The organism is Isosphaeraceae bacterium EP7 (assembly GCA_038400315.1).
Taxonomy (GTDB): domain Bacteria; phylum Planctomycetota; class Planctomycetia; order Isosphaerales; family Isosphaeraceae; genus EP7.
In genome coordinates this window covers 1,662,375-1,677,955 of the sequence record CP151667.1, presented here as the reverse complement: position 1 = coordinate 1,677,955, position 15,581 = coordinate 1,662,375, and the positions used below count along the sequence as shown (strand labels likewise).

Annotated in this window: 13 protein-coding genes; 9 read left to right on the top strand and 4 right to left on the bottom strand. The window is 66.4% G+C overall.

The genetic code is table 11. From position 1 onward, the window contains the following. Positions 1-59: 59 nt before the first annotated feature. From EP7_RS06525 to EP7_RS06515, 3 genes are all read left to right on the top strand, one after another. Entirely contained in the window at positions 60-1,178 is a 1,119-nt protein-coding gene (locus EP7_RS06525) for a 3-isopropylmalate dehydrogenase (RefSeq protein ID WP_463526936.1), read from the top strand. Positions 1,179-1,442: 264 nt separating this feature from the next. Further along, positions 1,443-2,075, top strand: coding sequence for an HNH endonuclease (locus EP7_RS06520; protein WP_463526935.1), 633 nt, complete (start codon positions 1,443-1,445; stop codon positions 2,073-2,075). A gap of 113 nt (positions 2,076-2,188) precedes the next feature. Next, positions 2,189-3,127 (top strand): DUF1559 family PulG-like putative transporter, encoded by a 939-nt coding sequence (locus EP7_RS06515; RefSeq protein WP_463526934.1) that lies wholly within the window; start codon positions 2,189-2,191, stop codon positions 3,125-3,127. A 153-nt stretch (positions 3,128-3,280) separates the two neighbouring features. Here EP7_RS06515 and EP7_RS06510 read toward each other — a convergent pair whose 3' ends face one another. The 4 genes from EP7_RS06510 to EP7_RS06495 all read right to left on the bottom strand — a co-directional run bounded on the left by EP7_RS06510 (position 3,281) and on the right by EP7_RS06495 (position 7,930). Then, the gene (locus EP7_RS06510; protein WP_463526933.1) at positions 3,281-3,580 is read right to left on the bottom strand and encodes a ferredoxin family protein; all 300 of its coding nucleotides are present in this window, start codon (positions 3,578-3,580) and stop codon (positions 3,281-3,283) included. A 179-nt stretch (positions 3,581-3,759) separates the two neighbouring features. Then, positions 3,760-4,332: a peptidylprolyl isomerase gene (locus tag EP7_RS06505; RefSeq protein ID WP_463528374.1), complete on the bottom strand. Its 573-nt coding sequence runs from the start codon at positions 4,330-4,332 to the stop codon at positions 3,760-3,762. Between the two features lie 172 nt (positions 4,333-4,504). Continuing rightward, positions 4,505-6,733 (bottom strand): NfeD family protein, encoded by a 2,229-nt coding sequence (locus tag EP7_RS06500; protein WP_463526932.1) that lies wholly within the window; start codon positions 6,731-6,733, stop codon positions 4,505-4,507. Between the two features lie 207 nt (positions 6,734-6,940). Continuing rightward, a complete protein-coding gene (locus EP7_RS06495; protein WP_463526931.1) occupies positions 6,941-7,930 on the bottom strand; it encodes an outer-membrane lipoprotein carrier protein LolA in 990 nt (329 codons plus the stop codon). A 432-nt stretch (positions 7,931-8,362) separates the two neighbouring features. On the opposite strand from EP7_RS06495, the gene amrB reads away from it, so the two are divergent. The 6 genes from amrB (at position 8,363) to EP7_RS06465 (ending at position 15,224) form a co-directional block, all read left to right on the top strand. Then, positions 8,363-9,601 (top strand): AmmeMemoRadiSam system protein B, encoded by a 1,239-nt coding sequence (amrB, locus tag EP7_RS06490; protein WP_463526930.1) that lies wholly within the window; start codon positions 8,363-8,365, stop codon positions 9,599-9,601. Position 9,602: 1 nt separating this feature from the next. Then, the gene (locus EP7_RS06485) at positions 9,603-10,547 is read left to right on the top strand and encodes an alpha/beta fold hydrolase (RefSeq protein ID WP_463526929.1); all 945 of its coding nucleotides are present in this window, start codon (positions 9,603-9,605) and stop codon (positions 10,545-10,547) included. An 88-nt stretch (positions 10,548-10,635) separates the two neighbouring features. Next, positions 10,636-11,901, top strand: coding sequence for a precorrin-6y C5,15-methyltransferase (decarboxylating) subunit CbiE (cbiE, locus tag EP7_RS06480; RefSeq protein WP_463526928.1), 1,266 nt, complete (start codon positions 10,636-10,638; stop codon positions 11,899-11,901). A 120-nt stretch (positions 11,902-12,021) separates the two neighbouring features. Beyond that, complete coding sequence (locus EP7_RS06475; protein ID WP_463526927.1) at positions 12,022-12,774, top strand: PIG-L family deacetylase; 753 nt, start codon at positions 12,022-12,024, stop codon at positions 12,772-12,774. Positions 12,775-12,871: 97 nt separating this feature from the next. Next, positions 12,872-13,789, top strand: a complete 918-nt coding sequence (locus tag EP7_RS06470) for a PP2C family protein-serine/threonine phosphatase (protein ID WP_463526926.1) — start codon at positions 12,872-12,874, stop codon at positions 13,787-13,789. A 70-nt stretch (positions 13,790-13,859) separates the two neighbouring features. Further along, the gene (locus EP7_RS06465) at positions 13,860-15,224 is read left to right on the top strand and encodes a serine/threonine protein kinase (protein WP_463526925.1); all 1,365 of its coding nucleotides are present in this window, start codon (positions 13,860-13,862) and stop codon (positions 15,222-15,224) included. Positions 15,225-15,581 lie beyond the last annotated feature (357 nt).

Sequence of the window (15,581 nt, the reverse complement as noted above, 5' to 3'; positions counted from 1 at the left end):
TACAGTCGGTGACTCGAATTCCAAGCTTCTCCCCTTTAGATCGGACAGCGGAGGCGGTGTTGGCCACGATCGGAGTCATCGCGGGAGACGGGGTCGGCCCCGAAGTGGTGCGTGAAGGACTGGCCGTGCTGGCGGACGTCGCCGGGCTCGACGGCCAGGCGCCCGAGCTGGTCCAGTTCGACCTGGGCGGCGAGCGCTATCTCAAGACCGGCGAGGTCCTGCCGGACTCGGTCCTCAATGATCTGAAGCGTTGCGACGCCCTGTTCCTGGGCGCCGTCGGCCACCCGGGCGTGGCACCCGGCGTGCTGGAGAAGGGCATCCTGCTCCGCATCCGGTTCGCCTTCCACCAGTACATCAATCTGCGTCCCGTCCGACTCTACCCGGGCGTCGAGACCCCCATCAAGAACAAGGGGCCCGAGCAGATCGACATGGTGGTGGTCCGCGAGAACAACGAGGACCTCTACGTCGGCGCCGGCGGGTTCACCTATAAAGGGACGCCCGAGGAGGTCGCCATCCAGACCTCCATCAACACCAGGGCCGGCGTCGAGCGCTGCATCCGCTACTCGTTCGAGCTGGCCCGCGGCCGCGCCAAGGCCCGGACCTTCGCCGGGCTCAGCCAGGCCGACCGCGACAAGGGGCACAAGGGGCAGGTCACCATGGTCGCCAAGACCAACGTACTGACCTTCGCCCACGACCTCTGGATGCGCACCTTCGACGAGGTGGCCGCCGAGTACCCCGACATCAAGGCCGACTACAACCACGTCGACGCCTGCTGCATGCGGATGGTCGTCAGCCCCGAGCGGTACGACGTCATCGCCACCACCAACATGTTCGGCGACATCATCACCGACCTGGGCGCGGTGCTCCAGGGCGGGATGGGCCTGGCCGCGTCGGGCAACCTCAACCCCGATCGCAAATTCCCCAGCATGTTCGAGCCGGTCCACGGCTCGGCCCCCGATATCGCCGGCAAGAACATCGCCAACCCCCTGGCGGCCATGTTCTCACTGGCCATGCTGCTGGACCATCTGGACGCACCCAAGGGGGCCGCCGCCATCCGCAAGGCCGTCACCGCGGTCCTCGCCGCAGGCACCCCGCGCACGCCCGACCTGGGCGGCAAGGCCACGACCACCGAGGTCGGTGCCGCCGTCCGCGAAGCCCTCGCACGCCATTCCGCCTGAGCCCCATCCACGCCCCCTCGGCGACGCAACCTGGACGGTCGCCCGCCGAGGGGTCATCATGAAGCGAGACGGGCCCCGCCCGACCCTCGGACGTCAACGGAGAATTGCCCTCGAACCAGCTCAGGAGCCCGGGGCCGCGACACCCCGACCCAACGACCAAAACGACGGCCGGCCTCGACCCCCGGCTACCCGACCTCGCCCAGCGACGGTCGACCCGCGAACCGCCCGATTCTAGAAGATCGGTAACCGGGGAGCCTCTCGTTTATGAGTCTCGGAGCTTTCCAGCCGCTCGACTCCAGCGTCCTGGTCCTCAACAAATTCTTCATGGCCGTCCACGTCATCTCGGCGCGACGGGCCTTCCGGCTGCTCGTCAAGGAGCTGGCCGAGGTTGTCACCGTCGACGACGGCCAGTATCAGTCGTTCGACTTCCCGTCCTGGCGCGAAGTGTCCGAGGCGAGGGCCGCCTTCCGCAAGCCGGAAGACGACTACGTCCGCACCGTCCAGTTCGAGATCCAGGTCCCCCGCGTCATCCGCCTGCTGGCCTATGACCGGCTCCCGCGCCGCAAGGTCAAATTCAACCGCCGCAACATCTTCGCCCGCGACGGCAATCGCTGCCAGTATTGCGGCAAGCGGTTCTCCACCGCCCAGCTCAGCCTCGATCACATCGTCCCGCGCAGCCAGGGGGGCGGGGCGAGCTGGCTGAATCTCGTCTGCGCCTGCCTCAAGTGCAACGTGCGCAAGGGGTGCCGCACGCCGACGGAGGCCTCGATGCGCCTGATCCGCGAGCCGGTCGAGCCCAGGACCAGCCCCGCGCTCCGCCTCAAGCTGGCCAACCGGCGTTACCTCAGCTGGAAGAGCTTCCTGGACGATGCCTACTGGACGGTCGAGCTGGCTTAGCCCGTCATCGCCACGAATCTTTCTCCGACGAGGGTGACATTGACGGGGTGGATGGATTATCTTAGCAATCGACGACGGTTGTCAGTCCCTTGTCCTCATCGCGGGGTCGCGTCATGCGTCGCCAGCCTCTCTCCAAGCGCGGACGTGTCGGTTTCACTCTCATCGAGCTGCTGGTGGTCATCGCGATCATCGGCGTGCTCGTCGCCCTGATCCTGCCGGCGGTGCAGCAGGCGCGCGAGGCGGCCAATCGGGCCAAGTGCATCAACAACCTGAAGCAGCTCGCCCTCGCCGCTCAGCAATATCACGACTCGTTCAACTACTTCCCCGCGGGATGGATCTGCTTCGAGTCCGATCCGAACAACCCGGTCTGCGCCCCGAATATCGCACTGCCGACCCAGTGGGGGGGCCTGCCCGGCCTGCTCACCCACATGGAGCAGGGCAATCTCTTCGATGAGATGAATTTCCAGGTCCCGCCGACCTACCTCGACGCCAAGGGTGTGGTTCAGCCGGAATGGTCGAACTCGACGAGCCTCAGGCGGACGCTCGACCTGTTCGTCTGCCCCTCGAACCGCAAGGCGGCGGCCACCGCCACCACGTCCGGGACCGCGAGCACCATCAGTAAGTTCGGGCCGTCCGACTACCGATTCAACATGGCCGCAGGCACTCTCCCCGACTGCGTGGAAAGCCCGCCGACGACCCTCTGCGGGATCTATGACAACGGCACCAACTACATGAACTCGAAGACCGGGCTTGCCGACATCACCGACGGCACGTCGAACACGATCATGTTCGGCGAGTCGCTCGTCGGCACCTGGTCGCAGGGGTTCGACTGCTGCGTCCGGACCACGATGGATCGGACGCTCAACAAGCCGATCCGTATCGCCGGGGTCAATTATTACACTTACTGGATGAGCAAGCACCCGGGCCTGGTCAACTTCGCCTTCTGCGACGGCAGCGTCAGCCAGGTGACCAACCAGATCAACAAGCTCGTCCTCGTGAAGATGATGACCCGCAATGGCGGCGAGTCGATCTCCAGCGACGAACGTCGCTGAGCGATCGAGTTTGATCCTGCCCCCGACGCAAGCCCAGCCCTGGGCCCGCCTCGACGGGGGGCTTGCTGTCGCATTTGATCGGCTTCGAAATGCAAAACCCCGGCGTCTGGCCGGGGTTTCGTCATTCCGCATTCCGCCGGGCGGCGGTTCCGGTTACTTCGCGGCCTTGGTGCAGGACTCGCCTTCGAGGGCGTCCTTGCGCTCGGTGATGCAGGGGCACTTGGGGGCTTCTTCGGCGTTCAGGGCCGTGAAGTCCTTCCAGTCGTCGGGCAGGTTATCTTCGTGGAAGATGGCCTCGACCGGGCACTCGGGCACGCAGGCCTCGCAGTCGATGCACTCTTCGGGGTGGATGTAGAGGATCTGCGCGCCTTCGTAGAAACAGTCCACCGGACAGACGACGACGCAGTCGGTGTACTTGCAGTCAAAACAGGGCTCGGCGACAACGTGAGCCACGTTCCGCTCCTTTCCAGGGTCGGCGCGTTGATCTTGATCGGCAAAATTGAGGGGGCGACGCACCTTATATCGGCACGCCGCCCCTCGAACGCGACTATCGTAGGATGGCCGCCGGCATGGGTCAAGGCTGAGAGCCCAGACTCATTTGCGACACCTCCCTGCCGGCCGATTCGCTGGCCTCAGCTGGCCTTCCGCTTGGCCGACTTGATGTAAATCGGCTTCGTCGGCACGTTCTCGTGGAACCCCTTGGTGGCGGTCGGCTGCTTGGCGATCGCGTCGACGGTGTCCATCCCCGAGATGACCTTGCCGAAGACCGCGTACCGGGCCTTGTCGAGGAAGTCGTTGTCGACGAGGTTGATGAAGAACTGGTTGGTGGCCGAATCCGGGTCGTTCGTCCGGGCCATGGCCAGCGCGCCGCGCGAGTTCTTCAGGCCGTTGCCGCTCTCGTTCTTGATCGGGGCCGCCTGACCTTTGGACTTCTCTTTCATGGCGTCGTCCATGCCGCCGCCCTGGACCATGAATCCGGGGATCACGCGGTGGAAGATCAGGTTGTCGTAGAAGCCCGAGTCGACGTACTTGAGGAAGTTGGCGGCGCTGATCGGGGCCTTCTCGCCGTCGACCTCGATCTCGATCGGGCCGGCGCTGGTGTCGAAGACGACGATCGTCTTGGCGTCGGCGGCCTCGGCGGACCCGGCCGCGAACATCAAGGCGAGGCCGGTCGCGGCGGCAAGGCCGAAGAGGGTGATGGTCATCGGACGTCCCTGATGCATGGTGTTCGCTCCCTGTTTCCGGGAGTTCGCGCAGCGATCGCGCGGCCAATTTCTCCCGGAAATCGCCGCGAATGTAGCACAGCCGGCGTCGCACTGTCGAGCGAACGGACGCCGCCGGCACGCCCGGAGCGCCCCGGAACGGGGCGCCTCCGGCTCAGCTCCCCATTGCCTTGACGATGACGCGGGAGCCCTGAACCTCGACCACCTCGACGAGCCGATCGCGCTCGATATAGAAGCCGTCGGCCGAGACGTCGACCAGAAGCTCGCCGAACCTGGCCTTGCCGCTGGGCCGCAGCACCGAGGTCGTGCGGCCGGTCTCGCCGATCAGGAAGGTCAGCGAGTCGAGCATCCCGTCGGCCGAGGGCTTCACCGTCGGGTCCGACGGCGCGTCCCACGGCTCGGGCTTCAGGATGAGCCGGTTGAAGATGGGCATCGACGGGAAGTAACGGCCCAGGGCCACCGCGCCGCCGCCAACCGTGCCGAGCACCAGGGTCATCTGGAGGAGCGTCTGGCCGAGCTGGCGATACTCATACTCCTGCGTCGGCCAGATGAACGTGTGGCTGGCCATCACGATGCTGACCAGGATCAGGAGGATCCCGCTCATCCCGAAGACGCCGAACCCGGGAAAGACGAACAGCTCCATCGCCAGGCAGGCCATGCCGATGACGAACAGCATGATCTCGAGCTGGTCGGCCGTGCCGCTGAGGTATCGGCTCCAGAAGAAGAGCATGAAGGCCAGCGCCGACGTGATCGCGGGCAGGCCGATTCCCGGCAGCTTCAGCTCCAGGACCAGCATGAAGAGCCCGACGAACAGGACGATCCAGCTCACGAATGGGTCATTCAGGGTCGTCACCAGGCCGTCGACCCAGGTGGGGCCGTCGACCTTGATCGTCTTGCCTCTCAGGCCGTAGAGCCCCTTGAAGTCCTCACGATCGTTGACGACCTGCCCCAGACCGAACGAGGCGGCGTCCTCTCCGGTGACGGTCAGGACATCGCCGGCGTCCTTGATCGTCTCGTCGACGGTGTATCGCGCGGGCTCGGCCTCGACCTGGGTGCGGAGGACGTAGACGACCGCGCCGGTCTTGTGGTCCTTGGCGCGGAGGACGATGCTCTCGGGGTCGACCATCGCGCGGGCGACGGCGGAGGGGTGGCCGTTCTGCCTGGCCAGGGTCTCGGCGCGGCTGGCCAGGCTGCTGATTTGCAGGTCGGAGAGGGGTTCGGATTGCCCTCGACGGCCCGTGATCAGGCGCCTGACGTCGCCCATCCGGGCTCCTTTAAGGAACACGACATCGTCGCAGGCCAGGGCGACCAGGATCGCGACGCCCATCGCCTTGCCGTCGACGAAGGCGACCGTCTTCATGTCCTTGGTGTTGACGATGAGGTCGGCGATGTTATCGGCCGACTTGTCGATCCCGCCGTCGCTATCCATCGCGAAGAAGATGAGGTTGGCCTTCTCCTGCCTTGCCTGCTCAATGCGTCTGCGGAGGTACGACTCCTTGACGCTGTCGAGCGTCCCCTCGATCTCAATCCAGACGGGCCGGATGACCTGGCCGAGCGTGGGGTCGGCACCCGAGGCCTGGCCGGCCAGTCGATAGGCGTTGGCGACGTCGGAGGGGTTCTCGGCGAGCAGCTTGACGAACCCCTCGTCGCGTGCCCGCTCGGCGGAGAGCACGCCGCGACGGCCCCCCTCCCAGGCGGGCTGGTCGTCGAGGACGACGTGCGAGGCCTTGAACTCGGCGAGGTTCTGGGCCAGGACGTAGTGGACCTGCTTGTTGTCGGCGCGGACGGCCCGCAGGTCGGCCTCCTTGTCGAGCATGCCCAGCAGCAAGTCGGGCTCGCGCCCCTTGCGGCGTGCGAGGATCTTCAGGGGCTCGACGGCGGCCTGGTCAACCACCTCGCCCTCGGGGGTGATCGGGCCGAGCGAGGCGCCGGGGGCCATCACGATCTCGTCGCAAGCGAGTGCCGCCAGCACGGCGTAGCCGGTGAGGGGCTCGGGAATGTAAGCGACGGTGGTCCGCGCGCCGGCGAGCCGGGTGGAGAGGACGTTGGCCAGGTCCCAGGCGGTGCCGAAGCTGGCCTTGCCGGGCTGTGCGGTGCCGGGCCTGATCTCGAAGACGAGGACGGGCCTGGACTCTTCGGTGCGGGCTCGGTCGATGACCTGGCGTGCCGCGATGGCGGTGCGTTCGATCAGGTCGCCGTCGATGGGCTCGATGATCGGGAAGAACTGTCCGGGGACGACCTCGGCCGGCTCGACCGGGCCGTTTTTGTCGGGATTCTCGGCCCGAGGGGGCCCGTCCTGGGCGCGAGCCGCGACGGCGAAGCCCAGGACGACCGGCGTGAAGAGGAGGGCCGGGAAGAGTCGCTTGAGGACGGTGCGAATCATGGCCGGGAGGCTCCCTCCGGGATCTCGCCGCCACGCCGGGCAGGCGGGCGACGGTCGGTTGCCGGGGGCGGGCGGTCCATGCCACCACCCCCCGCAGTCGACCGGCCCCCTGCATTTTTGGCCGGGGAGGCCGATCCGACGAGCCCATTATAGGCCCCCCCGGAACGACCGTCAAACACGCCCGTAGACGGGCGAGATCCGCGAATCTCAGCGTGTCTTGGGCGGGTTGGCCGGGGCGCGACGGGCCGAGGGCTGACGGGACGCGGGGTCGGCGCTTGCCGGGGCCGTCGCCGGCGTGGCAGCTCCGGGCTTGGTCGGCGAGTTCTTCTCGACCTTCCAGCCGGCGAGCATCACGCCCTTGAAATTGTCGTCGTTGATCTTGGCGTTGGGCCGGACGTCGTCGAGGCTGTATTCCTGCCAGTCGTTGCCGTTGGGGTCATACAGGATCATGGCGTCGGGCATCAGCGTCGTGTTGTTCAGCCGGACCAAGGCCCTGCTGAACGAGTCGCGGTCGATGTCCAGGCGTGGGACGATCTCGATGATCGTGGCGTCGTTCTTCTCTTCCTTCCAGGTCATCTTGTACCGCTTGGTCGCCTCGGCGGCCCGCATGTTAAAGAGGAAGGGGAGCGGACCTTCGAGGAGGGCCTTCTCCTTCTGCTCCTTGCCCAGCGGGAAGATGAAGATCTGCTTGGTCTCGTCTTTGTATTCCCAGACGTTCGAGCCGTCGCAGATCACCTTCTGGTGGGCCTTGCTCTTGGCCTTGCCGTCGGGCCCCTTGACCGGCTTCTTCGTCGCGGGATCGATCTCGATGGCGCGGAAATCGATCATGGCGAAGTGGGGAGCCTTGAGGATGGCCCGGCCGTCGTACCATTCGGCGGGCCAGTTCTCCGATCTGTCGATCCGGGTCATGTGGACGTCGAGCTGGGTGACCTTCTTGCTCGACGCTTCCCAGCGGACGAGCAGGTCGTCCATCTTCTTCTGGCGGGCTGCGATCTCGGCCGGCGAGAGCGGCGGGACCGCGGGCTTGGGGATCCTGGCTTCCTGGGGCTTGGCCGGGGTACCTTGAGTCGCGGCCTTGGGCCGGGCCTGGGCCTGCGGCGCGTTCCTGGGCGCCGGCGCGGCCGTCTGCCCCGCCGCGCGCACTCCCATCGTCGTCAGTGCGGTCAGCGAGAACAACGTCCAGACGATCCGTCGCATGGGTCACTCCTTCCGTGTACAGCCCGCCGCCGAGCAATCGGCTCGTCCGTCGGGCGTGACGCCGGCGCACATTAGCAGAGATTCCAAAATGGCTCCAGATCGTCTCGGACGGTCTGAGGTCTCGCGGCCCGCGTCGATAAAACGCACCAGACTTGATCCGGGGCCTACCATTCCGTGCCGACCCATGATGGCCCCGCGAAGAACGAGAGGCCCCGACGATGCCAGTGATCACTCCCCGGGACCTGCCGCCGGAAACCTGGACCAATCCGCTGATCGCCGGGCCGCCGGTCGGCCCACGCGGCGGGCAGGCTTGACGCAACCCCGCCCGACCTCGACAATCCCGGCGGGGGTTCCTCGCGCACGGCCGCTGGATCGCGGATCCGGGCCTGACGCGACGTTCGGAGGCTCCCCGGCCTTTCGAGGATCGCTGAAATGCCTCCTCTCGACCGGCCCAAGCTCCGCCCGCTCTCCGGTAGGCGGCTCGACCATGACGGGCGGTCCTTCGTCGCGTTGGAGGACCCTCTGGGCCTCTTCGCCCAGCCGATGCTGGTCCCGTGGGACGCCTGGATCAGGGTTGTCCAACATTTCGACGGCACGCGCACGCTGGCCGCGATCCAGGCGCTCGCCCTTCGAGAGACCGGCCATTTCATCGACCTGGCCGACCTGGAATCCCTGACGGAGCAGCTCGACCAGGCCCTGGTGCTCGACGGCCCGACCTTCCAGGCGTTCCGCCGAGATTACGCCGAGAGCCGCGTGCGCCCGCCCGCTTTCGCGGGTCGTTCCTACGCCAGCACCCAGCGTTCGCTCCAGGCCCAGCTGCTCCAGTGCTTCGCCGGCGAAGGGGGGGCGGGCGAGCCGACAGTCGGCGACGTGGACGGGCGACTGCGCGGGATCCTCAGCCCTCATATCGACTTCCGACGAGGCGGTCGGGCTTATAGCTGGGCGTACAGGGCGCTGGCCGAACGATCCGATGCCGACACGTTCGTCATCCTGGGAGTGGCACATCAGGCGTGCGCTCGCAGATTCGTGCTGACGCGGAAGGATTTTGACACCCCGCTCGGGCTGGTCGAAACCGATCGCGACTATGTGGACCGGATCGCCGAGTTCGCCGGGCCGACTTACTTCGACGACGAGCTGGCGCATCGGATGGAGCACTCCGTCGAGTTCCAGGCGGTGTTCCTCAAGTATGTGCTGGGCGACCGGCCGTTCCGGATCGTGCCGATCCTGGTCGGGTCGTTCTACGACCTGATGATACGCCGAGCCGAGCCGATCGAGGACGCCGAAGTCCGCCAGTTCATCGAGGCCTTGAAGCAGGCCGAGCGCGAGGCCCCCGGCAAGGTGGTTTACATCGCCGGGATCGACCTCTGCCACGTCGGGCCGGAGTTCGGCGACCCCGATCCGGTCTCCGCCGAACTGCTGGGGACGATTCGCTCGTTCGACGAAGGGATGCTCGGCCACGCGACGGGGTGCGACGCGGCTGGCTGGTTCGGCCATGCGACGAAGGTCCAGGATCGCTGGCGTGTCTGCGGCCTGGCGGCGACGTATACAATGCTTCAGGCGATGGGCCCGGCCGAGGGACTCGTCCTGAACTACCAACAGGCCGTGGACGAAGGCCGCACCTGCTGCGTCTCCTTCGCCAGCGTCTCCTACCAGACGACCGAGGCGCCCTGACGTGTCATCGAACGCGAGCCCCCCGGACGCCGACGAAGGCGCCCGCCCTGCCTGCCCCGCCCCGGCCGATTTCCGTGCCGAGATCGCCGCTTACGACGCCCAGGCCGAGGTGGGCCAATGGCAAGGCCCGCGGCACCGGATGACTTACCGGGTTCTGGGCGCCGGCCCCCCCTTGATCTTGCTGCCGGGCATCGCCTCGACGTATCGAGGCTACGCCCTGACCCTCAACCGGCTGGCCGCGCGATTCAGGACGATCGTCCTCGACTACCCCGGCGACAACCCCGACGACACCGCCCAACTGGCCTCGATCACCCATGAGAATCTGGTCGACGACGTCTTCGACCTGATCGAGCACCTGCGGATCGGCCGTGTGTTCCTGGTCGGCACCTCCTTCGGCAGCACGGTGACGCTCGGTGCCCTGCTCCGAGAGCCTCGACGGTTCCCCAAGGCGGTGCTGCAAGGCGCGTTCGCCCACCGTCAATTCTCGTTCGCCGAGAAGCTGGCCCTGGCGGTCGGCCGGCGTGTGCCGGGGACGATCGACCGACTGCCGTTGCGACGAACCATCCTCGAGCACAACTCGAAGAACCAGTTCCCCCGGGTGATCGCCGACCGCTGGCCGATTTACCTGGAGCAGAACGGCCTGACGCCGATCGCCGGGATTGCCCATCGGACGTCGCTCCTGACGCGTCTTGACCTGCGGCCGAAGCTGGCCCAGATCCCGGTCGAGATCCTGCTGCTGCACGGGAATGAGGACCGGATCGTTCGCCAGTCGGAGTTCGATCTGCTGCGGACCCAACTGCCCGGGGCGACGGGGGTCCTGATGCCGTTGATCGGGCACCAGCCTCATTTTACGCACGCGGAGGTCTTCGCGCAGGCGATCGAAGGCTACTTGCTGCCATGCGCCCCCGAGGGGTGCCCGAGTGAGCGTAACGAACCGGCCCGTTGAGGGGTTGCAACGCACGGCCCGAGTGGCGCATCCTTGGGTTGCGCCGGGGCGGTCGTCCCGGTCGATGTAGGCGATGGGAGGGCGGGCGGTGGCCGAGTCTCGGGCGAAGCTGGTCATCTTGGGGATCGGGGACGACGGCCTTTCTGGCCTGACCGAGGCGGCTCGCGCTGTGCTCTCGGGGGCCGACGTGATCCTGGGCGCGACGACCACGCTGGGCTTGATCGGGCCGACGAAGGCCAAGCTCGTCGAACTGGACCCCGACATGCCCCGTGCCGTTCGCCAGGTGCGCGATGCCCTGGAGTTCGACCACCCCGTGCTCGTCAGCGGCGGCGATCCCCTCTTCTACGGGGTCGCCCGTTACATCACCGAGCGCCTGGGCAAGGACCAGTTCCAGGTCGTGCCGCACGTCAGCAGCATGCAGCTCGCCTTCGCCCGCGTGAAGGAAACCTGGGAAGACGCCTACCTCACCAGCCTGGCCGATCGCCCGCTAGCCGCGGTGCTCGACCGGATCAGGACCGCCGAGAAGGTGGGCCTCTTCTCCAGCGACGAGAACACGCCGAAGCGGCTGGCGAAGGCGCTTCTGGAGCGTGGGATCGACTACTTCCGGGCCTACGTCTGCGAGAACCTGGGCTCGGCCGACGAGCGGGTTACGCAGGCCGAGCTGGACGAGCTGGTCGACCTGGACTTCAACCCCCTGAACGTGCTGATCCTGGTCCGGAAGCCGAATCGGCCCGACCAGGCGAGCCGATCGGGTAAATTCAGGATCTTCGGCAACCCCGACGACGCATTCGTGCAGAGCCAGCCCAAGAGCGGTCTGATCACCCAGGCCGAGGTCCGCTCGATCGCCCTGGCGCAGCTCGACATCCGGCCTTCGAGCGTGGTCTGGGACGTGGGGGCGGGCTCCGGCTCGGTGGCGATCGAGGCGGCCCAGCTCGCCGATCAGGGAGTGGTCTACGCGATCGAGCCCGACCCGGCCGACGCCGCCCTGATCTCGGCCAATGCCGAGGCGTTCGGCGTCACCAACGTCCGGCCCATCGTCGACCGCGCTCCCGAGGCCCTGGTGGGCCTGCCCGATCCCGACGCCATCTTCATCGGCGGCACCGGCCGGCAGGTCGACGCCGTGCTGAACGCGGCCTACGCAAGGCTCTCGATGGGCGGGCGGATGGCCGTGAATGTCGCCACGATCGACGGGCTCCTGACGGCCTACCAGACCTTGAAGTCGCTGGCCGGCGAGGTCAAGCTCTGGAACGTGGCGGTGAGCCGCGGGATCGAGCAATTCGAGCGCGTCCGATTCGAGCCGGTGATGCCGTCGTTCCTGCTGGCGGTCGTCAAGAAGCCCGAAGGTGCCGACTGAACGGAAACGCTCAGAAGTGGATATGCCGAAATTGGGCGCGCGTTGCCCACGGCCGGGTTCGTCTTCTATAATAGAGAGCTTGCCGTCCCTCTCGGGACGAATGGTTTCGGGGAACTGGCTTTGGGCACGTCTGACTCGGGCGATATTCAGCTCGACTTGATCGCCGTCGGGGCTCACCCCGACGACGTGGAGATCGCCTGCGGGGGGACGCTCGCCAACTTGGCCCTGAAGGGCTACAAGGTCGGCATCGTCGACTTGACCGATGGCGAGCCGACTCCGCTCTCGCCCGGCCCCGATGCCAGGATGGAGGAGGCCAGGCGCGCCGCCGAGATCCTCGGAGTCCACAAGCGGATCAACCTGAACCTGCCCAACCGGCGGCTGTTCGACTCCTTCGAGGCCCGCGTGGCGCTGGCCAAGGTGTTCCGCAGGCACCGGCCCAGGCTGGTCCTGGGCTTCGGCGGCAAGACAGTGATGGCATCTCCCGATCATTATCAGGCGATGCTGATCACCGACGCGGCGGTCTTCTACAGTCGCCTGACGAAGTGGGACGAGCACTTCGACAATCTGCCGGTCCATTCGGTTTCCAACCAGTTGAGTTTCCCGATCGCCTTGAATAGCCTGGACTTGCCGGAATCGTCCGGGTCAATCATCTCGGACATCGGCCAGACGATGGACATCAAGCTTGAGGCCATCCGGGCGTACGGCAGCCAATTCCCGGCGGCCAAAAGCCGGATTTTTCGGCTGGTGGAGTCGATGAACCGATATCACGGTCAGACGGCCGGGTTCGAGGCGGGTGAGTTGCTGCTGACATATCGCTCGGTCGGGGTCGAAGATCTGATCGAGTGGGCATGCCCGACGATGACCCGGGGCTAGCCCCGGTCGCCGAGCGATGACCCTGCCCCCGCTCGCCCAGGTTCGCTCGCCGTCGAGCGAAGATCGGGCGTCCGGCGTGACGAGAAGGGCGGACGAGGTGGGCCTAGCGACCTGGATGCGTAAACTGTTTTCCCCCGACGTCGGCGCCCACGCGAACGCCGCGGGCCGCTTGGCGCCCGGCGATCCCACGCCCAAGACGTCAGCGGGGCCGTTGCGACTCAAAGTCGGCGTGGTCTCGACCGTGGGGCGCTACCGCGAGCACAACGAGGACAACTTCTTCGTCCCCGGCCTGCCGCCGGTGCGCCACGATGGCCGCAAGGACGTCGACTTCGAGAGTCCCTCGGTGCTCGACCTGGGGAGCCTGCTCATCGTCGCCGATGGGATGGGCGGGCAACTCGCCGGCGAGGAGGCCAGCTCGATGGCCGTCACCCTCATCCCGCGCGAGCTCTCCAAACGCCTGGTGGGTGAGGCGCTCGACCAGCCTCAGACGTCGCGTGCGATCAAGGAAGCGGTGGCCGTGACCAACCAGGAGATCCTGGCCCAGTCGCACATCGGCGCCGAATATTCCAACATGGGCACCACCGTGGTGCTCGCCCAGTTTCGCCGCGACCACGTCTACGTCGCCGGGATCGGCGACTCCAGGGCCTATCGCCTGCGCGATCGCAAGCTGGAGCAGTTGACCAAGGACCATTCGCTGGCCGACGCCCTGGGCGAGGCCGGGACGATCTCGCGGTCCGAGGTCCCATTCCACAAGTTCAAAAACGTGCTGTACTTGTATCTGGGAAGTAAGGACGCGAGGGGCGGGCCCGACGACGTCCGGGTCTTGCCAATCGCCTCGGGTGATCGGTTCCTGATGGCCTCCGACGGCCTGACCGGAGTCGTCGAGGACGCGGACATCGCGACCATCCTTGCGGAAAATGACGACCCACAACTGGCCTCCCGATTGCTGATGAATCGCGCGCTGGCCAATAACTCGAAGGACAATGTCACCTGCCTGGTCGTCCACGTCGAGTGACGGCCGATCGGCGGAGTGCCGGCCGGACTTCGGCCGATTCCCCGACCCAAGCGACCAGAGGTGACGGGGCATGCCGCGACTCGACGAGTTCGTCGAGAATCTGACCCGCTCCGCCCTGGTCAAGCCCGATGACCTGGAGCGGGCCCGCGCGGCCGTTGCGCCGACCGAGAATCCTGAAGCCGCCGTCAGGCTTGCCCGCCACTTGATCTCCAAGGACTTGTTGACGTCCTACCAGGCTCGCAAGATCCTGGCGGGTGCCACGCGCGGCTTCTTCGTGGGCGGCTACACCATCCTCAGGCCCCTGGGCGAAGGGGGAATGGGCAAGGTCTATCTCGCCCGAGGGCCGAAGCGCGGCGACCTCGTGGCGATCAAGGTCTTGCCCCCCAAGCGAGCGCAGGAGGATGAGCAGAGCTTGCTCAGGTTCCAGCGCGAGATGGAACTCTCGACCCGTGTCAATCATCCCAACCTCGCACGGACCTTCGAGGTGGGCAACGAGGGCGACGTTTACTTCATGGTCATGGAGTACATCCCCGGCGACAGCCTCTACCACGTCGTCAAGTCGGACGACGGCGGCCCCTTGCGTGTGCCCGACGCCGCCCGGTTCTTCCTCAAGATCCTCGACGGCCTGGAGGCCGCCCACGGAGGGGGCCTGGTCCATCGCGACATCAAGCCGTCGAACATCATGGTGACGCCCGAAGGCGACGCCAAGATCCTCGACCTGGGCCTGGCCCGCGACATGGACGAGGAGGCTCACCGGCTGACGAAGACCAACACCGTCATCGGCACGCTCGACTATGCCAGCCCCGAACAACTGGGCAATGCCTCGCACGCCGATCGCCGCAGCGACCTCTATTCGCTGGGATGCACGCTCTACTTCACCCTGGCCGGGCGCCCCCCGTTCGAAGGGGGAGACGTCGTCAACAAGATCTTCAAGCAACGGATGGTCGAGGCCGACCCGTTGGAGACGGTCGCTCGCGGCGTCCCTTCCACGTTCGGGGCGATCGTCCGCAAGCTGATGGCCAAGGAGCCCGACCATCGTTATCAGTCAGCGGCCGAGCTGCGGGTTGACCTCGCCCGCTGGACCGACCCTGCCATCGTCCGCGCCATCCTCGGTGCCGAGGCCGATGCCGCGCGTGCGTTCCGGCCGCCTCCCCCCGAGCTCGACGACGACGAGCTTCGACTCTTGATGACCGAAGATTCAGGGATCAGCCTGGCCAATCTGCGAGACCTCGGCGACCCCACCCCCGCCCCGGCTCCAATGTCCCGACCATTGCCCAAGCCCAGGTCCGCCGTGATCGTGAATCCTCGAGATACGCTGCGTCCAAAGGTCGGGGCCGACGCGAACCAGGACGACTCACGCTGGCTCTATGCTTTCATTCTGGTTGCCGTTTTACTGGGCATCGCGGTCATTTTGGTCATCACCGTGTTCCGGTAAAATACGGACCTGGTCAACGAGATGGCCCCCGATTTGCCTTACTTACCGACTCGTCTCGTAAGAAACTCCCAAGGCCGGGGGGAACATCCGATGGAACGAACCAGGATCGCCGCAATGGCGGGCGGTTCCGCACTGGATTTGGGCAGTAGCGATCGCTTGAATGTCATCGAAATCGGCTTGCTCCTCTCATCCGACAGGGTCGCCGCGTTGATCGCCCTGTCGAGGCGGAATCAGCGGAGCGTCGCCCAGATGCTCCGCGGTTGGATCGATGACGCGATCGACGCCGAGTGTCACTCGGTAGGTTTAACGGTCCCGACGGAATCGTCTGTTCAGTAACGGATTGTTCGACGGGCCTCG